Genomic DNA, 23785 nt, shown 5'->3' with positions numbered 1-23785 from the left:
ACACTCTGAGTGCCCGCCACTGCGCAGACTGTTGTTACAACCTAGGGGTCGCTCGACACGTCTGCCGAGGACCGCGAAGGAAATCGCTAACCTCCATGTTGCTAACATTGCCGTTAGTGACATGAATGGAGGTCGACGGGGCATGGTGAATTTTGTAGGACGTCGCCAGGAGCTGGCGACGTTGGAGCGAGAGCTGCAGAAGGTCGCGGCAGGGATCGGCGGGGAGCGGCCCGGTCGGTGCGTGATGTTGCGTGGGCGGCGCCGGGTGGGCAAGTCGCGGCTGGTCGAGCGGTTTGCGGAGCGCTCCGGAGCCCCTTTCCTGTTCTTCGCTGCGACTGGTGCATCCCCTAGGGATGATCTGGCACGGCTGGCCAGGGACGCCCAAGTGTCGACGCTGCCGTTGGCGGGGCTGGTGGCCGCCGCGCGGCCGGAGAACTGGGATGCCGCGTTCGATGTGCTGGCCGCGGCGCTGCCTGCCGACCGGGCGAGCGTTCTGATCATCGATGAAGTGCCGTACCTGATGGATATTGACGGCGCCTTCGAAGGGATGCTGCAACGGGCCTGGGACCGGGTGCTGGAGACCAAGCCGGTGCTGCTGGTCCTCATCGGCTCCGATCTGTCGATGATGGAGGCACTGAACAGCTACGGACGCCCCTTCCATCAGCGCGGCCGGGAGATGGTGCTGGGGCCGCTCAACCCCGCTGAGGTGGGGCAGATGCTTGGGCTGGATCCGGCGGAAGCCGTCGACGCCGCACTGGTCACCGGCGGGCTGCCGCTGATCTGCGCGGAGTGGCCGCGCGGCGCAGGGCTGTGGGACTTCCTCGGCGAGGCGCTGAGCGATCCGGTCTCGGCCCTGCTGGTGTCGGCCGAGCGTTCGCTGGCCGCCGAATTCCCTCCGCAGGTACAGGCGCGCAAGGTACTGACGGCCATCGGGAGTGGCGAGCGGACCTTCACCAATATCGCCCATGCAGCCGGCGGGATCGGGGCCACGCCGCTGCAGCGAGCTCTGGAGCTGCTTACGGACAAACGGATCGTCGTCGGCGAGTTGCCTGTATCGCTGCGCCCGTCCAAGGACCGCCGCTATCGGGTGACAGATCCGTACCTGCGGTTCTGGCTGCACCTGCTCGGCCCGTCGATGGAGGAGATCGAGCGAGGGCGGGGCGATCTGACCTTGGCGCGCATCCGGGAGAACTGGACCAGCTGGCGTGGTCGGGCCGTCGAGCCTCTTGTTCGTGAGGCCCTGGCGCGGATGCTGCCCGACGACCAGCTGCCCGCGGCCCCCGCAGTGGGCGGTTACTGGACCCGCACCAACGACATCGAGATCGATATCGTCGGGGCCGACCGCGCCCCCATCGCCAAGGAGCTGTTCTTCGTCGGCTCCATCAAGTGGCTGGAGCAGTCGCCCTTCGACCGGCATGACTTGGCCGCTCTGCATCGGCACCGAGCTGCCCTCACCGACGAACCAGTTCCAGTCGTGGCGGTTTCGCGTAGTGGAGTCGACTGTCCGGGGCTCGACGCCACCTACGGCCCCGGCGATTTGCTGACCGCCTGGCCGCTGTGAGTGGCGGATGACAGGTGAGGTAGGGGAGTCGGTAAGGCCGCGCTGTCGTGCAGCGTTGGCGGTCCTGAGCCTGCTCGTGCGCAGGTCCCGGGACAGGAAAGGCTCCCCCGCCGCGATGTGCAGTGAAGGGGGAGCCCCGGAGGACCGACCGTCTACCGGATCAGCTCCTGTCTTCGTCTTCGTCGTCCTCGTCCTGTGCGCGAGGTGCAGCGGGCCGGTGCGGGCTGTGCGAGGTGTCCCAGAAGTAGGGAGGCGTCATGTTGTCCTCGCTCGTCTCCTGCCGGTCTTGGTTCCGTTCGCCTGCGCTGCTCTCCGCGGACCCCGGCGTGAATGCATCCGGGTCGGCATCCGTGTCCGCGGCCGCGTCGGTGAACGGCGCGCCCTCGGGGGCTCGGAAGCGCGGCGACCAGGGCCCGGTGGTGTCCCCCTCGCTCGGAGGCTCACCCCCCGGCCCCTCGTCGGGCGCCGGGAGAAGGGTCCGCCTGATCTCCTCGGCGGCCTCGTCCAGCCCGGCCGCCTCCAGGCTCCGCACCACACGGTGCACGAACACCGTGTACTCATCCATGTCCGGCTTCAGGCCCACCGCCGCCAGCAGCAGGAGCAGCCGATCCGAAACCCCCACTTCCTCCTCGCGGTCGAACGTCCCTCCTCCCTGGGCGTGTCCGTCCCACAGCGGGCCTCCGACGGTTGCTTCGGTCCGCGCGTCCACGGGCGGGACGAGCAGGTGCCGGAAGATCTCGGGCACCTCCTCGTTCTTGGCCGCCGCCGAGATCTGGGCGAGCGGACCGATCATGTCGACTGCCTTCTCGATGTCGTCCTCGTGACGGGCCAGCCACCACACCACGGCGCTGCCCGTGCTCTTGAGCACGTCGTCACCGAGGTAGCCCCGCTTGTTGCGCTCGTGCTGACGCTCGTACTCCCAGAGCTCCTCGTCCTTGCGAAGGTCGTTCAATTTCCGCAGGCGCTCGCGGTCGGCGGGGGAGAGGGTCAGTGTCACATCGGCCGCCAGGGCCTTCACCCGTCCGCTCCGGTCCGGGAGCGGGGCGCCCAGCTCCCCTTCCAGGAGATACCGTGCGAAGCTCGCCCGGCCGGGCTCCTCGTGGCGGACGACCTGCAGGGCCCGGCTGACGACCGAGGAAACAGCGAGGGCTGGGGAGGCGCCGTCGGACCAGTCGGCGTGGTCGGGGGCCGGCCTCCACCACACGGTGGCGGAGAAGAGGAAGTCGTAGCCGTCCGTTGCGCTCGGCAGCGCCGCGTCGACCACCCGAGTCTCCTGGTACGGCTGCTCCGTCGGCGCCGCGGGCGGCTCAGCTTCCTCGGGCTCGTACGGATCGGCCGACGCGCGGCCACCGCTGAGGACCGTCATCACGAGCAGCAGGGAGCCCGAGGATGTGACCATGGACATGAAGCCCCACAGCCACGCCGACCAGTGCAGGAGGTTTCCGAGCGCAGCCGGTGCGAGGCCGCAGAGAGCGACGAACAGCAGGCTGGGAAAGCGGTGTTTCATCGTGCCTCTTCCGTGGTCCGTGGTCCGGTGCCCGCACGCTTCGCACTCTCCGTGCGGACGTACTGCGCGTTGTCGATGTGCTGCCAGAAGAGGGCGGCGACGGCCGCCCGGGGCGGGTGGTGCCTGGGTCCCGCCCAGCCGCAGGCGATGGCGTAGAGGCGGTGCAGAGCGGCCGTGCGGCCGTGTGTCGCCCCGACCATCACGCCCAGCGCCATCTCCCGTTTACTGTCGCCCACCGCGGCGTTCAGCCAACTACTCACCAGCGGGTTCCAGAGCTCCGTCGGCGGCTGGGAGAAAACCGTCTCCCAGCCCAGGAACAGGTCCGGCCACGGCGGCGGCTCCGGTGCCCGGTTGCTCCTCAACAGTTCAGCGAGCAGCCGGAGATGGAGCTCAGCCCCGCGCGGCTCCCGACGCGTCCGGTCCCGCAGGCGGTCGATCAGTAGCCGGTAGTGCCGACGGTCGCGGCCGGCGAGGTCGAGAAGTACTTCCCGGGCCCCGCGTGCCGCCTCCCCCTTCCGTACGGCTAGGTGATGGAGCCGCACCATTGCCTGTTCCGGGTGCGTCGCGCCAAGGCTCTGGAGGCAGGCAGCGGTCAGGACGCGAACGAGACCGTCCGACAAGGGGCCGGACCTCGCGCACTCGTACATCCGTCTGCGGAACCATCCTCCGAACCTCTCGTGGCTGAGACCGAGTTCGAGGGCCGCCACGGCTCGTGGGTCACAGGACGCCCCGGTCGCGTGGTCCGCCCAGCGGACCACAAGGTCGAAGATGTGGTCGGGCCGCCCGACAGCCAGGGACCGCTCGCCGAAGCGGATGACGACGTTCACCCGGTCGTCGGTGGTCAGACCGCGGAGCCCGGCGGCATGGCCGATCCAATTCCTGAGGTCGTCGCGTGTCCCGGGGAAGTTCGCCCAGAAGTACGTCCGTACCGCGTCGGCGTAGGCCAGCCGCCCGAAGTGGAGCCGCCCTTCCAGGTCCCGCTCGATCCCGAGCGTCGCCAATCGCTCCCCGAAATCCGTCCGTGCGAGCTCGGTTGTCGTCTCTTCCTCGTGCCTCACCGTCCTCATCAAGCCGTGCCATGCCTCGTAGACGGTGTCGGCGCGGGCCTCCTCGAACACTGCCGCCGCGAGCAGCAGGGCCCGCTCGGGCGCGGTGCGGACCGTGGCCACCTGCCGGCCCACCTCACCGACACGGTCGGTCACCGCGTGCATCGCCTGGTCGAGCCATCCCGCGAAGTCGACGCCGAACCGGCCGCTGTCGCGAGCAGACCTCACCAGCCCCGCGAGCCGCGCCAGTTCCCGCATGGGGGAGCGTTCGCACAGGCGCTGGAGGTCGTAGCTCCCCAGGTCCGTGGAGTGGAAGGCCATCCGGTCCATACGGAGGTACCGGGTGACGACGGCGATCCCCCGAGGGCGCCCCAGCGCCACCGTGTGCGGTTCGAGCTCCGGCGCGTGGGCGTGCTCCATGCCCGACGGCAGGACGACCACCATGTGGGCCCCCGCCTCCTGGACCTGTGACCGGCGCACGACCAGGAGGCGCTGGGCCTTGGCATACGCCTCCTCGTCGGCGATCCCGGAGAGGTCGAGGAGGAAGCGGTCCCCCTCGTCGGGGGCGAGAGTGGCCTTGTCCTTGTCCGTGGCGGGAAGCTCCTCGAACCGGTCCTCCTCCTGCTCCTCTTCAGCGCCTGCGTCCTCACCGAGCTCGTGCAGCAGCATGATCGCTGCGGCGCGCCGGCCGCTGCCGGGCGCAGCCTCCAGCAGCACCACCGATCCGGGCTTCTCCAGGCAGCCGGCGGCGATGCGATAGCCCACCGGCCGAACGAACCGGTCGGCCAGGCGCACCCGGTCCTCGCGGGGGATCCGGAGGGACTCGACTCCTTTGCGGATCATCCAGTCCGCGCCGACGCCGTAGAAGACGTACTGGTGCCCCTCGCCGTTGTTCACCGGGCCACGCGGATCGTTGACGGTGACGCGGTCCTGCTCGGTCATCGTCCGTCGTCCGAGCGCCGACGCTCGCGCTCGAAGCGTTGGTGGACCGTACCGCTGTTGTCGCCCGCGGTGAACTGGACCCCGGTGTTGTCGCCCTCGAAGTGGGGAGCGTTGTACTGGTGCCCCCCACCGGTGTTCACGGGCCCCTGCGGTTCGTTGACGAAGGTGCCGGACAGATCTCCGTTGAGGTTTCCGATGCCGCGCACGCGCTGTTCGACGTCGCGCGTCCGCATCCTGGTGTGCCTGGCATCCTTGGCCGATTTCTTGCGGGACTTCGCCTCCGCCCGCTCCCGCGCCGCACGGGCGTCGCGGTCCACCGCACCCAGCTCGGGCAGGAGCCGGGCGAGGGTGTCGCCGAGCGCCGTCAGGTCCGATTCGGCGTTGCGGTGGTCGAACCGCCTGTACTGGCAGTCCGCCAGCTCCAGCAGATCGTCCGGAAGGACGGAGCGGTCGATCCTCGTGGCCTTTCCGACGAGCACGGGGATCACCAGGACCCCGCGGTCGAGCGCGGTCTGGATCTCGCGACGGGTCCAGTCCTGCTCGGCTTCGAGGGCGGGGCGGCCGTCGGCCCCCCGTACCTCTGCCCAGCGCGGGCCGATCACGGCGAGGAGAGCCTCGCATTCCTCCACCGCCCTGACCAGTTCCACCGGGAAACGGCGTCCGGGCTCGATCGAGTTGCTGGCGAAGAAGATCCGCTCGTCGCCGAACCGACGGGCGAGTTCCCGAGCGATCATGGTCGCTGCGGACTCCTCGTCGCCTGTGCGGTAGTTGACGAAGACGTCGGGCATGAAGGTTCCCTTCGTGAAAGGAAGACGGGGTGAACGGGCACGGGGCTGTGGACCGGGGCTCCGGTCCGCCCGGGCCATGAGGTCCCGACCGTGTGGACGGCATGGCGCATCCACGGGAGGGCGTGCGGATGGAGGGGCGCCGCCTGGTGTGTCACTGGTCGCGGGCAGCCCGAAGAAGCCGGGGGCGCGATGCGACGCGTCGAGCGGTGATCAGAGGGTTCCGCCGGGGATCGTGGGATCCGGAGGGCGGAGGGGCCGGGTAGTCCGGCGAGCCGGGCGGCTCTAGTCTGTCGGTCGTGGAGGGGCTGTCAGCCGTGCGCGGGGGCGAGTACGCGTGCCAGCGCGGGCTGCAGATCACGTACGGCGCGGCTGCTCCGGAACCGGGAGAGTTCCCGTGCGAGACGCCGGACGTCGCTGTTCAACGTCGCCGAGGGCACGGCCGGCATCACTCCCAGAAGATCCCCGGCGATCGCGCACGCGTGCTCGACCTCCCCGGAGGCGGCATGAGCCAAGGACCGGCGGAAGCCGTACCGGGCGCGGGTACGCAGCGCGTGCGGCGGGAGGCGGCGGTACTCCCGGTCGAGTACCTCGGCGGCGGCCTTGGGGCGGCCGAGGTCAAGCAGGCACCAGCCGGTCGACATCGCCGCCGGATCGCTCACATGGGAGGTGCCGATCACGGGCTCGGCGCCATTGCGGGCGTCGTCGCCGGCAAGCAGTTCCCGCGCCCTGTCGAGGCTGCGGAGGCAGTCGACTTCGTTGCCGACGAGCGCGTGCCCCTGGGCCTCCCGCTGGGCCGCGAGTCCCCGGATGCGCGGCGGGAGTTCGCTGCTCTGGGCGCGGCGGGCCAGGGCGACGGTGCCAGCGGCGTCCCCGCCGTACATTGTGACCAGGGCGCGTCGCACCAGTGCGTAGGAACCGAGGTACGGGTCACCCCCGGCGCGCGCCAGTTCGGCGGCCTCGCCCGTCCAGCCGAGTGCCGCGTCGCTGTCCCCGGCCTCCTGGGCCATCCAGCGGGTGAACTCCGCGAACCGCGAGGCGAGCGGGAGCGCAGGGGCCCGAGAAACGGACCGGGCGTCGGCGGCCAGCCCGGCGATCATGCGCGTCTGCGTCTCCAGCAGGGGCAGCAGGACCGTGGGTGCGGTGGACTGACCGAGCTTCCGCAGCTGGTCGAACTGCATGCGGAAGGAGGGCAGGAGGGGGTCGTCGGCGGAGGACAGCGCCTGGCTGCCGAGTTTCAGGCCGAGGTCGATCAGCGCTCCCGTACCCGCCGAGAGGACCGCCCGGAGCCCGACGAGCCAGCGGCTCGGACCGGCGGGGGATTCGGCGGTGCCCGAGTCCGAGTCCGTCTCGGGTCGGGTGACCAGGCGCTGCAGCTCGCCGTCCGCGCCGAGGAAGGCGTCGCACCGCCGGGCTAGCTCGGGGGACGCGGAACGCTCCCCGCGCTCGACCTTGCTTATGTGCCCCTTGTCGTAGTGGAGCGCCACGGAGAACTCAGTCAGAGTCAGCCCCGCTTCTACTCGTAAACGGCGAAGTTCCGGGCCAAAACGTAAAGTCGTGCTCATCATCAACCTCCCCTTGAACAGTGACCGCGAGAGCCGTCCGCCCTCGCGGGAGCCGTCATCCGGCGATCACCGGTCGACACGAAACCCGACGGCGAATACCTGGCGTGACGGCTTCGTTCCGGTCCGCATCCGAAAGTGAGTCGGGCGCGACGCGCGCCTGGAGAATCGGGGTTCGGCGGTGTTGCCCGTTGCCTCTTTCATTCTCCGTTGTTTCCCGTCCGTTTCTTGGAGCGACCGGGGTCGACCGTGATCGGTACATGGCGATCGAGAATGACAGGATCACGGGCCGTTTCCAGTCGTTCGCGAAGTCGCAGCGCTCGTCGATCCAGGTGGGGGCGACGAAGATGTTGTCGCCGGCGGGAGCTTCGGAGGCTTCCAGCAGGGGCCAGGTGCGGGACTCTTCGACCAGGTGCTCCCAGGGCTCAGCCCAGTCGAGTTCCCAGTCCAGGCCGGTACCGGAGACGCCGTACGTGCGGCGGGCGCCCACCTGCCAGAACTGGGAGTGGAAGATCACTTGGGGGTGGTCGGCCAGGTCGTTGATGGATGAGGGAGACCTTGTTCGCCCCGCCATCCACGGTGGGCCACCGCAACTGGATGGTGTCGTTCTCCCAGAAGCAGACAGGGTAGATGGCGTACGCGCCGGGCGTCTCGTCCAGGACCTGACGCCCACAGAAGAGGCGGGGGGCAGGAGTCGCTCATCTGCGCAGTCTCATTGCAGGTTCCGCCGGTGTGCCATGGATCTCTCTGCCTCGGCGTACCCAGCCAGTCCGCGGGACACCCGTAGACGGCCGTCGGGTGTCAACGCCTGCCGTTTTGCGGTGCGGCCTGGGGGCGGGCTCTTTGTTCGGTATCGGCGTCCTGGATCAGTTGCTGTTCTGCGGCCAGGCTGCGGAGCATCACCCGAATCCCCGGGGTCGATGTGCCGTGCCCTGTGCGGTGCCGCAGGGGGCACGCCACCACCGGGGCAGGGCTGGGCGTTGTCAGCTTTCCCAGTCGACGGATGCCACGGTCCCGTCGCGGGTCACCTTGACGGCAAGGAGTTCGTCGCTGGTCACGGCGTCGATCGTGTAGTCCATGACGATCCGGGTCTCGGCCTCTCCGGTCGGGTGCCACAGGCCGATCCGGACGGGGTGCATGGCGGCGGTGAACGCGTCGACGCTGATCGGTTCGCCGTTCGCTTCCCGGGTGAGGCGCTTGATCACTTCGGCCTCGTCGAGTTCGTCGACGTGGTGGTCGATGAAGTAGCGATCCTGATGTAGTTCCTCACGGATCGCCGCGCGAGCCGCGGTGTCCAGGACCGGCAGGTGGGTCAGGCGCGTCGCGAACGCATCCAGTTCTCCCGTGTCCAGCCCGCGGTTGGGGTCGGCCCACAGCCGGATTTCGACCTCGCTGCTTCCCAGTGTGGCTGTGCCTTCCCAGATGACTTCCGTCTCGTCCACCGGCGGAACCTCAAGGTGGCCGAAGTAGGGGTGATCGATACTCTTCATGGGGCCTGTCATTCCGATGGGCGGTACGGATTGAGAGGTAGCGAACGTTCCTGGTCCAGGTTAGGGCCTCGACCGTTCCGTGGGGATGCCGGTTCTGCCGGTACAGCGCCTTCGGTGCCCCGTTCTTGTTCTGCGCGGCGACCGGTGTGGCTCCCGGAATGTTCTGACTCGACGTCAGATAGCTTTCAGGCGGCGGCGGTCGGGCTGGGAGACCAGGGCGGTGGTGTGGAACCCCAGAGGGTCGGTCTCCAGCTCGGTCGCCCTGGTCGGAATGAGGAGGCCCCGCACAGCACGGGACTCTGTGGAGCTCGGCCTGAGCCTCGGGGCGGGAGGCGGTGCGGTACTCATTCACCGTGCGTCGGCCTCTCTCCCCCTTGACGTCCTCTCGCTGCGCGATCTCGGTGAGGTGTGCCCGGACATCGCGCATGGACTCGATCGGTGGTGGCCGGGGCGTGCGCCCAGGGGGACGGGATGTCCCGTGTGGACACAGAGGCCATGCGTCCGAGCGGTCGGCGGGCCTTCGTATCGCCGTAGTGCCCGCGTGCCCGCGTGCCCGCGTGGCAGTGCGGTGGTGTGTCCCCTCGTGATCGTCTGTCTGCACTAATCCGGCGCGCGCGGTGGGCGGGGCGCCGTGAGGCTGTGGGCATGGGTGCTCCCGGCTGCATTCCGACGGGAGCCGAAAGCGGAAGACGGAGAAGGTTTTTCCTGTGCGTCTGTACCGAATAGCGCTGTGGGCCACCGTTCCCATGGTGTTTCCCCTGATGGTGGCACCTGCCGGAGTGGCGACGGCGCGGGCCGTCCATGACCAGGCTCCCGAAGGGCCCCCTTCCTTGTGGCGACCCGAAGCGGTCGGGCCGTCGGTTGTGCCGGTGGTCGGCACCGGGCGGTCGTTTCCGGCTCTCGGGGCGGCCTCGATGGCTCTGCCCCGTATGGCGCCCCGGCCCGCGATCGTGTCGCGGGCGCAGTGGCAGGCCGACGAGACCAAGCGTGACCGGAACGCCCACTACGCGGGCGGGGTCAGGGCGGTCTTCGTCCATCACACCGACACCCCCAACGGCTACGACTGCGCGGACGTCCCCCGGACCCTGCGCGATCTGTACACGGGCCAGACCCGTGACCGAGGGTGGGGCGACTTCGGTTACAACTTCCTCGTCGACCGGTGCGGCACCATCTACGAGGGGCGGGCCGGCGGTGCCGACCGGCCCGTCGTCGGCGCCCACACCCTCGGGTTCAACCAGGGCACCACGGGGATCGCGGCCATCGGGACGTTCGGGCCGGGGACGCCGGTACCGGCCGCCATGGAGCGTGCCATCGCGGCCCTCGCCGCCTGGAAGCTCGGGCTGGGCGGGGTCGACCCGGCCGGCAAGGTGGGGCTCACGTCCACGAACGACAACAGCCGCTACGCCAAGGGTGCTTCAGCCCAGTTCGACGCCATATCCGGTCACCGTGACGGCTTCGCCACCAACTGTCCCGGGGAGGCGCTGTTCGCCCGGCTCCCCGCGATCCGGAAGCTTGCCGCGGGCCTTCAGGGCAGGTCACCGCGCATCTCCTCCAGTGCCCGCCTCGCCGCGGGGCCGGGGAGCGCCCGGCCCGGCGGTCGTTGACGGGGCGCCGAGGAGGGGGCGGGGTACGCGGTGTCCCGCTATTTCGTGGAGCGGGGCGGGCCGTGGACAATCGCGGCCATGAGCGAAGAGTCGATACGGAACTACCTGGCCTCGGTCGAGGGCCGACTGGCGGCCGATGGCTGTGCCCCGCGCTGGGAGGACTGGTCGGGAGTTCCGGTTCTCGTGGGACGGCGGGCCGACTTCCGGATGCGGTGGGCGGCCACCAATCTGCATCTGTTCACCGTGGCCGCCGCCGTGCCCGAGGTCACCGTGCCCGTCATCGACGCGTTCACCACGCAGGTGCTCGCGTACGCCAAGAAGAACAAGGGCGGTCTGCCCGTCGGGATGCAGACGGGCGTCGCGGCCTTCCCCGTCCTGGTCAGTGACCGGATCGATCCGGCCGCGATGGCGTGGGCGGAGGAGAAGCAGCGCAATCAGTTCGCCTGTTTCGCCCGCCCGGTCGTGGTCGACGGCGCGTGCGGTTATGTGGGGATGTATCGGGGGAAGCCGGCCCTGGGGCGGGCCTATGCCTCGCATCTGATCGAGAAGGGTGCCCACTACTTCTCTCCGCGGGGCTGAGCCTTCGCGCCGACCTTTCGACTAGGGCTGCGTGATCGTCAACTCCCTTACACCTGCGGGCTTCTGCTCGTCGTCGGAGGTGACCGTGAGCCGCACCAGCCGGGCCACCGTTCCCGCCAGGTACGGCTGCCAGCGGGTGCCGTCGGGCGAGGTCTCCAGGTGGTACGAGGCCGGGTGCGTGTCCGTCCACTCCGGTTCGGCCGAGGTGACCGCGGCCGCGCGCCCCAGGTCCACCGTCAGTGCGCCCGTCCTGCCGTCCGGATACCAGGCGGTGGCCGGGCTGCCGTCCACCGCGGCGGCCGCGTACAGGCCGGGGGCCTCCGAGGTCGCCGTCGCCGGGCGGCAGCGGGCCGCATCGGTCGTCGCCGCGAGGTCGGGGCGACGCGTGGGGAGAGCGAGCGTGCCGGTGAGCAGGCGGGGGCCCTCGGGGGAGTGGACGGTGAAGGGGGCGCCGGAGGCCAGCCGGACCGTGGTCGTCCGGGGGCCGATCGCGAGGTCGTACGTGCGGCCCCGGTAGCGCAGGCCCGTCAGTGTGACGCCGCTGCCCAGTTGCGGCGGCAGCATCGGATCGAGACGTACCCCGTCCTCCCGTAGCCGCAGGCCCGTCAGGCCGTGAGTGAAGACCTGGAGGAACCCGCCCTTCCCGGTGAGGAAGTCCTCCGCGGGGGAGCCCGACAAGGGGTCCTGTGCGCCGGACTTCGCGCCCCTGGCCTCGCTGAACAGGGCGTACGGGCCGCGCACGAACGGGCGCACGGCACGCTGGAGATAGGTGTATGTCGCGCAGCCGGGCTCTCCGATCGTGGCCGCGTCGATCGCATGGACCGAGTCGGTCATGGCCGGGCCGTCCGGATCGGTGCGGGCCGCGTAGTAGTCGAGCGTGGCCGCTGCGGCGCCCGGCTCCATCGGCCACTCCAGCGGATAGATCAGCAGCACCGTGTCGGCCTGCTTGATCGTCGAGCCGTTGTAGCCCGCGTACTGGAGGAAGAGCTTGCGCGCCGGGTCGTACGGGATGCGCAGGCCGTCCGCGACCCGCTGCCACTCGGCCGGTGCGGGGTGTCCGAGCAGCTGCGCCGCCCTGGTGGCGTTGCGCAGGGCGGTGGCGGCGACCGCGTTGGTGAAGACCCCGTCGGTGACGCCGTTGCTGTACTCGTCGGGGCCCGCGACCTCCTTCACCGAGTAGCCGCCGTCGGCGTCGGCGGTGGCCCGCGACACCCAGAAGTCGGCGATGCCCTGGAGCAGCGGCCAGCCGTGGCCGGCCAGCCAGTCGCGGTCACCGGTGGCCAGGTAGAACTGCCAGACGGCCAGCGACACATCGCCCTGGAGGTGGTTCTGGGTGACGCAGTGCGGGGGGTTCCAGCTCTGGCACTCGGACCACAGGTCGCCCCCGCTCGCGCTCGTCCAGGGATAGAACAGGCCCTGGAACCCCAGCTTCCGGGCGTTGGCGCGGGCGGCGTCGCGGGTGCGGTAGCGGTACTCGACGACCGTGCGGGCCAGCTCGGGGCGGGTGGCCAGCAGCCCCGGGTACATCCACGTCTCGGCGTCCCAGAACACCATGCCGGCGTAGTTGTCGCTGGTCAGACCGGCCGGTGCGATGCTGTCGCGGGACCCCGTCCGAGTGGAGGCCAGCAGTCCGTACTGCGCCGCCCGCAGCCATTTCTGGAGCTCGGGACCGTCCGGTACGGAGATGTCGGACGCCCAGGCCCGCCGCCAGGCGGCCGCGTTCGCCGTCAGGACCCCGGACCAGCCGCGCCGGGCCGCGCGCCGGGAGGCGTCACGGGCGGCGGTGCGCGGGTCGGGGGAGGTGAGCGCGGTGTCGACGCCGACGTACTTCTCGAAGGTGTACGTACGCCCGTCGCGCACCCGGTGCGCGCTCCGCGCCTCGACCGGCGCACCGGTGCCCGGCGCTCCGGCGCGCACGGTCTGGACGATCGCGCCCGCGATCCCGGTGCCCCGGGTGCGGAACGTACCGTCGTCGTCGAGATCGAGCCGGCGTGCGCCCCTCGGGTCGAGTCGGCCGGTGACGGTCGCGGTGCCGTTCCAGTGCGGTGTCATGCTCAGGCGTACGGCGCCCGTGTGCACATCGGACCGGTCGGCGAGCACCTCGTACGTCAGGTCGGTCGCGCGCCCGTCGGCCGTGGTCCACCGCAGTGACGTACGCACCAGTCCGCAGTGCAGGAAGAGCGTCTGGCGGTAGTGCGAGATCCGGCCGGGGGGTGTGCCGGAGCCGTAGGTCTCGTCGCCGACGCGTACGTCGAGGTTCGTCCAGCTCGGCAGCGCGGCGACCACCTCGCGGCCGGCGGCGAGGTCCTTGTCGCGCCCGAACAGGCCGGAGACGAACGCGCCGTCGTAGCGCGGGGTGAACAGCGGCCAGCCGGTCTTCTCGCCCGTCGCGGCGTATCCGGCACCCGCGGCGGGCACCCGGTGGCCCAGATAGCCATTGCCGGTGTAGGGGTCGTAGCCGGCCGCCTCGCCGTACCGGGTGGAGGCCGGGGCCCAGGCGGGGTCGGTGTCCCGGCCGCAGGCGGCGCCCGTCGGGGACGGAGAGGCCGCCGCGTACGAGACGGGCGCCTCCGGCGCGATCAACGTGCCCGCGACCAGGAGCGCGAGGGACGTGAGGGCCGCGAGGGATGCAAGGGACGTGAGGAGACGGACGCGCGAGAGGCTCACCGTACGAAGGTAGGAAGCGCGCGGCGCGTGGTGGTGCGCGGCGCGCGGGGTGAACGGCTGATGAGGCGGTGGGCGTCGGTGGTCCGATTGGCGAGGCGGCGGGCGCCGGTGGTCCGATCGATGTGGCGGCGGGCGGGGCTGTGGCTGCCGGGGGCGCTCCGTCAGGGGGCGAGGCAGTCAGGGGCGAGTCCGGCAGAGGGGGCGAGTCCGTCAGGGGGCGAGGCCGGTCTTGAGGCCCGCGCCGCACAGGGGGACGACGACGCTCCGGTCCGTCCAGTCGCCGACCGCGGCCCAGCAGGCGACGCCCGTCGTCTCCACGTAGAACCCGCGGGCGGCCAGATCCAGCTGCGCGGCGCGGATCCGGTCCTCGGTCACCGTGAGGAAGGTGCCGCCCAACTCGCGGACGGCGGCCAGGATGGCACGGGCGCGCGGCGGGCGGGGGATGGCGATGCCCTCGGCGAGGGTGGGGGCGGCGGGGCCGGCCGGGGCGTCGGGCAGGTCGTCGGCGCCCGCGCGGAAGGCGGCGGCCAGCGGGGACACGGCCTCGGCCTGCACGGCGATCAGCGCCGGGCGCCGGTCGATCAGCCCCTGGGCGTGGAGCTCGGCGGTGGCGAGGGCCGCGCCGAGGAGAAGGGTGCCGTTGCCGGCCGGTACGGCGATGGCGTCCGGGAGGCGGCCGCCGAGGTCCTCCCACAGCTCGTACACATAGGTCTTCGTGCCGTGCAGGAAGTACGGGTTGAAGACGTGCGAGGCGTAGAAGGTGCCGGGGGCGTCGGCGGCGGTACGGGCGGCGGCCGCGGTCGCCTCGCGGTCGCCGGGGACGATCTCCAGGCGGGCGCCGTGGGCCCGGATCTGCTCGGTCTTCTTCGGGGAGGTGCCCTCGGGGACGTACACCGTGCAGGGGAGCGAGGCGCGGGCGCAGTACGCGGCGACGGCCGTTCCGGCGTTGCCGCTGCTGTCCGCGACGACGCGCTCGGGCGACAGCCGGCGGGCCAGCTCGGCGAGCATCACCGCGCCGCGGTCCTTGAAGGAGAGCGTCGGCATCAGGAAGTCGAGCTTGGCCGAGACCGTGCCGGTGAGCGGGACGAGCGGGGTGCGGCCCTCGCCGAGCGTGGTCGCGGGGGCGGAGAGGGGCAGCACCTCCTCGTAACGCCACAGTGAATTGACCCGACCGGCCAGGGAGTTGAGCGAGAGCGGGCCGGAGGGCTCGAATTCGAGGTCCCAGGGGCCGCGGCAGACCGGGCAGCACCAGGTGAGAGCGGTGATGTCGGCGCGGGTGCCGTCCTGCGGGCAGAGGTATGCGGGCATGCCGGTCAGCATGTCAGGCGTGTGGCCGCTCCATGGCGAAGGTATTGCGGAGCCCAGCGCACCCTTGTGCGATTCCCAAGAATCGGTCAATCTTTCGCTGTCGGCAGGGCCTTGGGCGGTGTGGAACCCGCAGCAATGGATTGTCATGCCCATGGCATTCACGTCCATGTCGCCCCGTCCCTGCGCCGTCTCGACCGCATGTGAACCCCCCCCACCGGAGCACCGCAATCGAGGAGGACCCCCCACATGTCAGTGACGCGTCACACCCCCCACGCACGCCGAAGAATCGCCGCGGTGAGTGTCATGGCCGGTGCGGCCCTCGCGCTCTCCGGCGCGGCGGTGTTCCCGGCCTCGGCGTCCGCGCCGGCGGCGGAAGGCCTGATCCAGAACGCGGGCGCCCCGGGCACCATCAGCGGCAGCTACATCGTCACGCTCGACGAGTCGGCGGCCGAGGCGGGTTCCGCGAAGGGCAGGGCACTCGCCGAGGAGTACGGCGCCAGGATCAAGAAGACCTACCGCGCCGCCGTCAACGGCTACGCGGTGGAGCTCTCGGAGAGCCAGGCGAAGAAGTTCGCCGCCGACCCGGCCGTCGAGTCCGTGGTGCAGAACCGGACCTTCCGGGTCACCGGCACCCAGCCCTCGCCGCCCTCCTGGGGCCTCGACCGGATCGACCAGAAGTCCCTTCCGCTGAACCAGAGTTACACCTATCCCGACAACGGCGGCGCGGGTGTCACCGCGTACATCATCGACACCGGTGTACGGATCACCCACAGCGACTTCGGCGGCCGGGCCTCGTACGGCTACGACGCCATCGACAACGACAACACCGCGCAGGACGGCTACGGCCACGGCACCCATGTGGCGGGCACCGTCGCCGGTTCGGCGTACGGAGTGGCCAAGAAGGCGAAGATCGTCGCCGTCCGGGTCCTCGACAACAGTGGTTCCGGCACGACCGCGCAGGTCGTCGCGGGCATCGACTGGGTGACGGCGAACGCCGTCAAGCCCGCGGTGGCCAACATGAGCCTGGGCGGCGGGGCGGACTCGGTGCTCGACGCCGCCGTGCGCAAGTCGGTCGCGTCCGGCATCACCTACGCCGTCGCCGCGGGCAACGAGTCGACCAATGCCTCCACGAAGTCCCCGGCCCGGGTCACCGAGGCCATCACGGTCGGCTCCACCACCAGCACCGACGCCCGCTCCAGCTTCTCCAACTACGGCAGCGTGGTGGACATCTTCGGCCCCGGCTCGTCGATCACCTCGGCCTGGAACACCGGCGACAGCGCCACCAACACGATCTCCGGTACGTCGATGGCGACCCCGCACGTGGCCGGTGCCGCGGCCCTCTACCTGGCCGATCACCCGAGCGACAGCCCGGCACAGGTCTCCGCCGGGCTGGTCGCCGCGGCCAGCACCGGAGTGGTGACCAACCCGGGCACGGGCTCGCCGAACCGCCTGCTGAACGTCGGCAGCGGCTCCACCACCCCGCCGGCCGGCAAGAAGTTCGAGAGCGCGACGAGCTACGCCATCGGTGACAACTCCACCGTCGAGTCGCCGATCACCGTCACCGGTGTCACCGGCAACGCGCCGGCCGCGCTGAGCGTGCCCGTGAACATCACGCACACCTACAGCGGCGACCTGAAGATCGACCTGGTCGCGCCCGACGGTTCGGTCTACAACCTGAAGGCGTACGGGACCGGCGGCAGCGCCGACGACGTGAACACCACCTACACGGTGAACGCCTCGTCCGAGGTGGCCGACGGCACCTGGAAGCTGCGGGTCGGCGACAACGCGGCGGGGGACACCGGGAAGGTCAACTCCTGGGGTCTGCAGTTCTGATGACGAGGGTTCCGGTCACGATGCGTCGTGCGTGACGCGTGGGTGATGCATGCGTGATGCACGCGCGACGCGTGCGCGACGCGTCGGACATCGGGGGCGGCTGCTGCGGCAGTCGCCCCCTTCGCGTGTGGGGTCGAACAAGGTTGCGGTGAACCGGAGGCGGGGATGAGGAGTGAGAAGAGCTGAGATCCCTCTGGTGGGCGACGGCCGGATATGCATAAGCGCAGAGCGAATCATCACTTCGAGTGAATCTTTGGCCTGTGCTTGCGGTTCACAACCGACGGTTGTCAGTCTGTTGCAGACTGTCAACCTGTTGGGAGTGGCCTGTGACTTTCGGTGAGCAGCCCGCGTATTTGCGCGTTGCAAGCGATCTGAGAGAGAAGATCGTCAACGGTTCGCTGCCGCCGCATACGCGCCTGCCTTCGCAGGCGCGTATCCGCGAGGAGTACGGGGTCTCGGACACCGTCGCGCTGGAGGCGCGGAAGGTGCTGATGGCCGAGGGGCTGGTGGAGGGGCGTTCCGGTTCCGGCACGTATGTGCGCGAGCGTCCCGTTCCGCGGCGGATCGCCCGTTCCGGCTACCGGCCCGCGGCCGGCGCCAGTCCGTTCCGTCAGGAGCAGACGGCGGAGGGGGTGCGCGGGACGTGGGAGTCCCGCAGCGAGCAGGAGGGGGCGAGCGCCGAGATCGCCGAGCGGCTGGGCATCGAGCCGGGCGACCGGGTGATGCGGACGCGGTACACCTTCCGCGAGGCCGGGGAACCGATGATGCTCTCCACCTCCTGGGAGCCGCTCGCCGTGACCGGGCGGACGCCGGTGATGCTGCCGGAGGAGGGCCCGCTGGGCGGCTGTGGCGTGGTCGAGCGGATGGCCGCGATCGACGTCGTCGTGGACAACGTGGCCGAGCAGGTCGGTGCGCGCCCGGGGCTGGCGGAGGAGCTCCTGGCGCTCGGTGGGGTGCCGGGGCATGTGGTGATGGTGATCGAGCGGACGTACTACGCATCGGGCCGCCCGGTCGAGACGGCGGACGTGGTGGTGCCCGCCGACCGCTTCCGGGTGGGCTATCACCTTCCGGTCAGGTGAGCGGTGGCCGGTGACCGCTGGGGGCTTGATGCTGGTGGCCGTGTGGGTGTCGGCGGGCTGATGCCTGGCCGGTTTCCGTGATCGGCGGGGCATTGCCGGCCGCACGAGCTTGTCATGTCCCGCTCCTGCGGTCCGGTCCGTAGTCGTTCACTGTTCGCCGTTCGCCGCTTGTGGGACGCGGGGCGGCGGTGGGCGGCGCCACCGCTGTCGCGTGGCGCATGGGGGCGCATCCAGTCGGGTGCGCCCCTTCTTGTCGGCCGGATCGGTATCTCTTTGTGTAATTACGTATCCGTTGCGTGAAGGTCAGGCGTACGCTCGGGCATATGCGTACTGCGGTTTCCTGGGGATCTTTAGTGACGTGCACGATGTTCGAGGGAGGGGCGCGATGCGGGGGAGGGCCACGATGAGCGACAACAGTGCCACTCTCCCGTGGCTGGTCATAAGGCAGGACGACAACGGCAACCGCTATCGCGTCGGCAGATATGCCACGGAGGGCGAGGCCCAGAAGATCGCCGACAAGCTCGATGAGCACGGACACAAGCAGCTCTACTGGGTGGAGCGGGTCGGGCAGAGCGCCCAACCGTAGGGCGGCCGCGCGGAGCGCGGCGGGTGGTCGTCGCGCTCCGGCGCGCGACCAGGCGCGCGTTCGTCGGGCCGGCCGTCCGTGCCCGACGCCCGTTCCGGCCTCGATTCCCCTGGTCCCGGGGGCGTTCCAGTGAGTGGTCCGCGCCCGGCTAAGGTCCTGTCCGACCGGGTTGTACATGAACGAAGGCGGAATGATGTCGGTCCTGATCGACACGGTGGCATGGGTGAGGGTGGAGAACGGCAGGATCCTCTGCGCGCGACCGCGGGGGAAGGACGTCTTCTACATTCCCGGCGGCAAGCGCGAGGGCCGGGAGACCGACCTGCAGACCCTGCTGCGCGAGGTCGAGGAGGAGCTGACCGTGGCCATCCTCCCGGCGACCGTGTCCCACATGGGCACGTACGAGGCGCAGGCGCACGGCCATCCGGACGGCGTGGTCGTGCGCATGAGCTGCTACGCCGGTGAGTATCGCGGGACGCTGGCCGCCAGCAGCGAGATCGAGGAGATGGCCTGGTTCTCCTACGCCGACCGGCCGCTCGTCCCGCCGGTCGACCAGTTGCTCTTCGACGACCTCAGGGCCTCGGGGGCGCTGGCCTGACCGGCCGTCGTCCTCGAAGCGAGGGGTGCCGCAGGGATCCACCGGTGCGGGCCGGGTCCGGTGGCAGCCGGGCGACCGCCGGGGTCGCGGCCCGCAAGGGGCCCCGAAGTCGGTGTGTTTGAGGGTGTGCCCTACTCGGCGATGTCGTTTCGGAGGGCCGATCCGCGTATGAGGTCCGGCAGTTCGGGAAGACGGCGGAGGTCGGCGGAGGTGGGCGCGGCGCGGCCTGAAGCCGCCGACGCTGTCCCCGGCCCGGACCCCGCCCGTGACTGTCTCCACCCCCGTCCCCGTCGCCGCTCCACGAACGTGCGACGCCCGTACCGGCACCGCCGGGACCGAGGACGGAGCCGGTGTGCCGGGCGGGCGGTCGACCGGGGCGGGCGCCATGGCGGCAGCGCGTGCCGATCGCCGTGTGCGCCCTTCTCGCTGTGTACATCTGTTCGTGTGCGCGGCCATACACCCGTACGCCCCACGTGTCGATCCTGGCGATAGTTAAACCTAAATATCGGGTATGTGCTGAATAACCCTTGTAAACAGGGTGTTCCCCGCAGCTGGTCTTGGGAAGTGATCGGCGTGATCGACAGCGAAGGCGACTGCGCCGAGTGGACCTTCCCGGCTGTGCCGGGCGCCGTGCGATCCGCGCGGCATGCCGTCCATGAGGCGTTGAGCGCCTGGGGGCTCGACACAGCCGTCGGGGATGTGACAGTTCTGCTGGTCAGTGAGTTGGTGACCAACTCGATGCGGTATACATCGGGACCCATCGGGGTACGGCTGGTGCGCCCTCATCTCAACGGCGACGGTCCCGTCGCGCACCCCGGTCTGCTCGTGGAAGTCTCCGATCCGCTTCCGGATCCGCCCACCGAACGTATGGCTGGGCCGGAGGACGAAGGGGGCAGGGGGCTGCAGCTGGTGGCGTGTTCCGCCCGCCGCTGGGGGACCAGGCGGGGAAAGACCGGCAAGACCGTGTGGTTCGAGCTGGCCCTACCTGGTTAGGAGTGGGGTGGGACGGCGATCACCAGGGGTCGGCCAGAAGCTGGCTGAAAGGGACTGAGACCGTGCTGTGATCGTGAACGCCGTGTCGGTTGGGGCCGGAGTGCTGAATACTGCGGGCAGGACCGGTCCGGTGTGTGAGCTGGAGGGGACGGTCGCGTGAGCGAAATACCTGGGACAGCGGGCGAGATCATGTGGCAGAGCAGCCCGCCTGGCTCGATCTACGACTACATCAGGGTCGCCTCCTTCTCGATCGGCCCCGATGGCCTGATCGAGCAGTGGAGCCGCCGGGCCGCCGGCCTCTTCGGCATTGCCGCGCACAGGGCGGTGGGCATGGATCCGGTCGAGGCGTTCATGCCCGCCGAACTGCGCCCCGACGGCCGCCGCAGGGTCGGTGAGATCCTCGACGGCAAGGAATGGACGGGCCTCGTCCCCTTCCGTATACCGGGCGAGGACGGTGTGCACGGGCTCGCCGAGATCTATGTGATGCCGAGCGAGACGGCGAGCGGGGAACGGGCCGCGCTCTGCATCGTCGTGGACGTCCGGGCACTGCGCCACATCGAGACGGACCTCGCAGCGTCACAGGCCATATTCGGCCAATCTCCCTTCGGCTTCGTGCTGTTCGGCACGGACCTCTCGGTGATCCGCGCCAACCAGCGCTTCGCCACCGTCTTCGGCGGCCGGGCCGAGGACCACCGGGGCCGCACGGTCGAGGACTACCTCTCCGGCCCCGAGGCCGACCGGCTCACCGCGACCATCGAGCGCGTCCTGGAGACCGGAACATCCGTCACCGATCTCCGGATCATCGGCACCGCGCCCGGCGAACTCGGCAGCCGCCACTGGTCCATGAACCTCTACCGCGTGCACAGCGGCTCCGGCCGCCCCATCGGCGTCGCCGGACTCGCCACCGACGTCACCCGCAGGCACATCGCCGCACGCGAGGCCGCCAGCGCCCGCCGCAACCTCGCCCTGCTCAACGAGGCCAGCGCCCGCATCGGCAACTCCCTCGACCTGGAGACCACCGCCCGCGAACTCCTCGACGTCGCCGTGCCCGGCTTCTGCGACCTCGCCTCCGTCGACCTCTACCAGGGGCTGCTCACCGGCGACGACGCACCGCCCGGCAGCTGGGACTCGCTCCGTCAGGAATCCGTCGGCGGCTCCGCCGAACTGCGCCGCGTCGCCCTGGCCAGCGCGGTGTCGGACGCCCTGCCCGACATCGCCGCAGACACCGGATCGCCCGAGCTCGGCGCCGTGCACCGCTTCTCGTTCAACTCGCCGTGCGCCATCGCCCTGCGCACCGGCCACGTCGAGGACGTGCCCGGCGACGACCGGGGCTTCGTCCAGTCCACGCTCGCCGTACCGATGGTCGCCCACGACACCGTGGTCGGTCTCGTGCAGTTCTCCCGTACGAAGGGCAGCGAGCCCTTCGGCGAGCGGGACCGCGCGCTGGCCACCGAACTCGCCGCCCGCGCCGCGGTCTGCATCGACAACGCCCGCCTCTACCGGCGCGAGCACGAGCGCGCCCTGATCCTCCAGCGCAGCCTCCTGCCGCCCGGCGACCCGGTCGCCGCGGGCCTCGACATCGCCTGTCGCTACCTGCCCGGCAACACCGCCACCGAGGTGGGCGGCGACTGGTTCGACGTGATCGAGCTTCCCGGCCACCGCACCGCCCTCGTCGTCGGCGACGTGATGGGCCGCGGGCTGCGAGCCGCCGTGGCCATGGGCGAACTGCGCACCGCCGTACGGACCCTGGCCCTGCTCGACCTGGAACCCGCGGAAGTGCTCGCCGCGCTCGACGAGGTCGCCCGCGGACTCGGCACCCCCGGCGGCGGCAGCGCGTCCGGCGGCGCCCAGTGGCCCTCCCGGGTCGCCCACAAGTCCCGTGAGGCGGACCTCTCCGAGGTCTACCTGGCGACCTGTGTGTACGCGGTCTACGACCCGGTCACCCGGCGGTGCACCTTCGCCAACGCGGGCCACCTCCCGCCCGCCGTGGCCGAGCCGGGCGAGGCCGCCCTGCTGCTCGACGTCCCGCCCGGCATGCCGCTCGGGGTCGGCGGCGAACCCTTCGAGGAGGTCGAGATCGAGCTGAAGGAGGGCTCCCTCCTCGCCCTCTACACGGACGGGCTCGTCGAGTCCCGCGACCACCCGCTCGACGAGGGCCTCGACGCCCTGCGCGGAGCGCTGGTCCATCCGGAACGGCCGATCGAGGATCTCTGCGACCACGTACTGACCACCCTCGACACCCGGCACGGCGAGGACGACATCGCCCTGCTGATGGCCCGCATCCAGGGACTGCCCGCCGACGCGGTCGGCGACTGGCGGCTGCCCCGCGAGCCCCGCTCCGTCGGCCGCGCCCGCGAACTGGCCCGCGGCCGGCTGCTCGCCTGGGGCCTGGACGACCTGGTCGACACCACCGAACTACTGGTAAGCGAGCTGGTCACCAACGCCCTGCGGTACGGGGAGGGCGAGATCCGGCTCAGGCTGCTGCGCGACCGCACCCTGGTGTGCGAGGTGTGGGACGCCGGGCTCGTCCAGCCCCGGCGGCGGCGGGCCCGCGACACCGACGAGGGCGGGCGCGGACTCCAGCTGGTCGGGCTGCTGAGCGTGGGCTGGGGATCGAGGCGCACACCGCGCGGCAAGACCGTCTGGTTCGAACTGGCCCTGCCCGACGGGGAGCCGGCCGTCGAACTCTCGGTGGAGCAGCTGCTGAGCATGTACTGAGCAGACGGCTGGCTGCTGAGCTCGTACTACTGGGCGGACAGCTGCTGAGCTCGTACTGAGCGGACGACCGCTGGGCCTGTACTGAGCGAACGGCGCTGAGCTCGTACTGAGTGGAGGGCAGCGCTCACGGAGCCGACTTCAGCGCGGCCAGCCGGGCAGCGACCTCGGCGCTGTCGCCCAGGCTGTCCAGCTGCTCGAACTGGGCGTCCAGGGACGACGCGGCCAGCTCCTGCTTGCCCAGCGCCCGCGCCTCCTCGCGCCGCACCTTGTCCTCGAAACGGCTGAGCTCACTGGTCGGGTCGAGGACATCGATGCTCTTGACGGAGTCCATCATCCGGTTCTGCGCCTCGGCGGACTTGGCGCGGGCGACGAGCTCGTCACGCTTGGCCTTCAGCTCCGACAGCTTGGTCTTCATCTGGTCCAGGCCGGACTTCAGCCGTTCCACCACCTCGGTCTGCGCGGCGATGGTCGGCTCCGCCGTCCCGGCCTCCTTCTCCGACCTGAGCTGACGGCCGAGCGCGACCTTGGCCAGGTTGTCGAACCTGTCCGCCTCCTCGACCGATCCGGCCACCCGCAGCTCGTCCGCCTTGCGGCTCGCGGCGAGCGCCTTGCCGCCCCACTCCTTCGCCGCTTCCACGTCCTCCCGGTGGTCCTGTTCCATCAGCCGCAGATTGCCGATGGTCGCGGCGACCGCCTGCTCGGCCTCCGAGATGTTGGCCGTGTAGTCACGGATCAGCTGGTCCAGCATCTTCTGCGGATCCTCGGCCTGATCGATCAGCGCGTTGATGTTGGCCTTCGCCAGCTGGGTGACGCGGCCGAGAATGGTCTGCTTGGTCATGGACCTCTCCTTGTGCGAGTGCGGTTCTCCGGGTGGGGCACGTATGCCGTTCCGTGCGTTGTTCCGTGCGAGTCCGTGTGGGCGAAGTCCTC

Annotated in this window: 19 protein-coding genes and 1 pseudogene; 9 read left to right on the top strand and 11 right to left on the bottom strand. The window is 70.6% G+C overall.

The features are described from left to right. Positions 1-142 precede the first annotated feature (142 nt). On the top strand, positions 143-1561 hold the full coding sequence (locus tag GA0115234_RS36095) for an ATP-binding protein (protein ID WP_093550141.1): 1419 nt from the start codon (positions 143-145) through the stop codon (positions 1559-1561). Positions 1562-1721: 160 nt separating this feature from the next. Here the strand turns inward: GA0115234_RS36095 and GA0115234_RS36090 are convergent, their stop codons facing one another. From GA0115234_RS36090 to GA0115234_RS43970, 8 genes and pseudogenes are all read right to left on the bottom strand, one after another. Beyond that, a complete protein-coding gene (locus GA0115234_RS36090; RefSeq protein WP_093550139.1) occupies positions 1722-3068 on the bottom strand; it encodes a hypothetical protein in 1347 nt (448 codons plus the stop codon). Beyond that, the gene (locus tag GA0115234_RS36085; RefSeq protein WP_093550137.1) at positions 3065-5056 is read right to left on the bottom strand and encodes a hypothetical protein; all 1992 of its coding nucleotides are present in this window, start codon (positions 5054-5056) and stop codon (positions 3065-3067) included. Before GA0115234_RS36085 ends, GA0115234_RS36090 begins: the two co-directional genes overlap by 4 nt. Then, the gene (locus GA0115234_RS36080; protein WP_072483967.1) at positions 5053-5844 is read right to left on the bottom strand and encodes a toll/interleukin-1 receptor domain-containing protein; all 792 of its coding nucleotides are present in this window, start codon (positions 5842-5844) and stop codon (positions 5053-5055) included. Before GA0115234_RS36080 ends, GA0115234_RS36085 begins: the two co-directional genes overlap by 4 nt. Positions 5845-6152: 308 nt before the next feature. Then, positions 6153-7406 carry a helix-turn-helix domain-containing protein gene (locus GA0115234_RS36075; protein ID WP_093550135.1) on the bottom strand — a complete coding sequence of 418 codons (1254 nt, stop codon included), beginning with the start codon at positions 7404-7406 and terminating at the stop codon, positions 6153-6155. A gap of 55 nt (positions 7407-7461) precedes the next feature. After that, a complete protein-coding gene (locus GA0115234_RS42005) occupies positions 7462-7920 on the bottom strand; it encodes a hypothetical protein (protein WP_141718528.1) in 459 nt (152 codons plus the stop codon). Then, positions 7829-8035 (bottom strand): CPCC family cysteine-rich protein, encoded by a 207-nt coding sequence (locus GA0115234_RS36070; RefSeq protein ID WP_256088900.1) that lies wholly within the window; start codon positions 8033-8035, stop codon positions 7829-7831. The genes GA0115234_RS42005 and GA0115234_RS36070 overlap by 92 nt, the downstream gene beginning before the upstream one ends. A gap of 351 nt (positions 8036-8386) precedes the next feature. Further along, positions 8387-8845 carry a DUF2004 domain-containing protein gene (locus GA0115234_RS36065; RefSeq protein ID WP_161275724.1) on the bottom strand — a complete coding sequence of 153 codons (459 nt, stop codon included), beginning with the start codon at positions 8843-8845 and terminating at the stop codon, positions 8387-8389. A gap of 231 nt (positions 8846-9076) precedes the next feature. Then, a pseudogene (locus GA0115234_RS43970) lies at positions 9077-9245 on the bottom strand (type II toxin-antitoxin system RelE/ParE family toxin); the annotation flags it as partial. Positions 9246-9807: 562 nt separating this feature from the next. Between GA0115234_RS43970 and GA0115234_RS36060 the strand changes: the two are divergent. Next, a complete protein-coding gene (locus GA0115234_RS36060) occupies positions 9808-10497 on the top strand; it encodes a peptidoglycan recognition protein family protein (RefSeq protein ID WP_237542004.1) in 690 nt (229 codons plus the stop codon). A gap of 78 nt (positions 10498-10575) precedes the next feature. After that, positions 10576-11076 carry a levansucrase gene (locus GA0115234_RS36055; RefSeq protein ID WP_093550131.1) on the top strand — a complete coding sequence of 167 codons (501 nt, stop codon included), beginning with the start codon at positions 10576-10578 and terminating at the stop codon, positions 11074-11076. A 21-nt stretch (positions 11077-11097) separates the two neighbouring features. Here GA0115234_RS36055 and GA0115234_RS36050 read toward each other — a convergent pair whose 3' ends face one another. Beyond that, on the bottom strand, positions 11098-13743 hold the full coding sequence (locus tag GA0115234_RS36050) for a discoidin domain-containing protein (protein ID WP_093550129.1): 2646 nt from the start codon (positions 13741-13743) through the stop codon (positions 11098-11100). Positions 13744-13953: 210 nt separating this feature from the next. Beyond that, positions 13954-15051, bottom strand: a complete 1098-nt coding sequence (locus tag GA0115234_RS36045; protein WP_237542003.1) for a threonine synthase — start codon at positions 15049-15051, stop codon at positions 13954-13956. A gap of 246 nt (positions 15052-15297) precedes the next feature. Between GA0115234_RS36045 and GA0115234_RS36040 the strand changes: the two genes are divergently transcribed. From GA0115234_RS36040 to GA0115234_RS36015, 6 genes are all read left to right on the top strand, one after another. Then, positions 15298-16884, top strand: a complete 1587-nt coding sequence (locus GA0115234_RS36040) for a S8 family peptidase (RefSeq protein WP_093550125.1) — start codon at positions 15298-15300, stop codon at positions 16882-16884. Between the two features lie 326 nt (positions 16885-17210). After that, complete coding sequence (locus GA0115234_RS36035; protein WP_093550123.1) at positions 17211-17963, top strand: GntR family transcriptional regulator; 753 nt, start codon at positions 17211-17213, stop codon at positions 17961-17963. 403 nt (positions 17964-18366) lie between these two features. Further along, positions 18367-18549 (top strand): hypothetical protein, encoded by a 183-nt coding sequence (locus GA0115234_RS36030; protein ID WP_093550459.1) that lies wholly within the window; start codon positions 18367-18369, stop codon positions 18547-18549. 190 nt (positions 18550-18739) lie between these two features. Beyond that, positions 18740-19144, top strand: coding sequence for an NUDIX hydrolase (locus GA0115234_RS36025; protein WP_176729380.1), 405 nt, complete (start codon positions 18740-18742; stop codon positions 19142-19144). A 564-nt stretch (positions 19145-19708) separates the two neighbouring features. Further along, entirely contained in the window at positions 19709-20137 is a 429-nt protein-coding gene (locus tag GA0115234_RS36020) for an ATP-binding protein (protein WP_093550121.1), read from the top strand. 189 nt (positions 20138-20326) lie between these two features. Further along, the gene (locus GA0115234_RS36015) at positions 20327-22855 is read left to right on the top strand and encodes a SpoIIE family protein phosphatase (RefSeq protein WP_093550119.1); all 2529 of its coding nucleotides are present in this window, start codon (positions 20327-20329) and stop codon (positions 22853-22855) included. A gap of 124 nt (positions 22856-22979) precedes the next feature. On the opposite strand, the gene GA0115234_RS36010 is transcribed toward GA0115234_RS36015, so the two are convergent. Beyond that, on the bottom strand, positions 22980-23693 hold the full coding sequence (locus GA0115234_RS36010) for a PspA/IM30 family protein (RefSeq protein ID WP_093550117.1): 714 nt from the start codon (positions 23691-23693) through the stop codon (positions 22980-22982). Between the last annotated feature and the right edge of the window lie 92 nt (positions 23694-23785).

It is taken from the genome of Streptomyces sp. DvalAA-43, assembly GCF_900091725.1.
In the GTDB taxonomy this organism is placed as follows: Bacteria; Actinomycetota; Actinomycetes; order Streptomycetales; family Streptomycetaceae; genus Streptomyces; species Streptomyces pulveraceus.
Note: the sequence above shows the minus strand (reverse complement) of the source record. Positions and strands in the feature narration are given on the sequence as shown.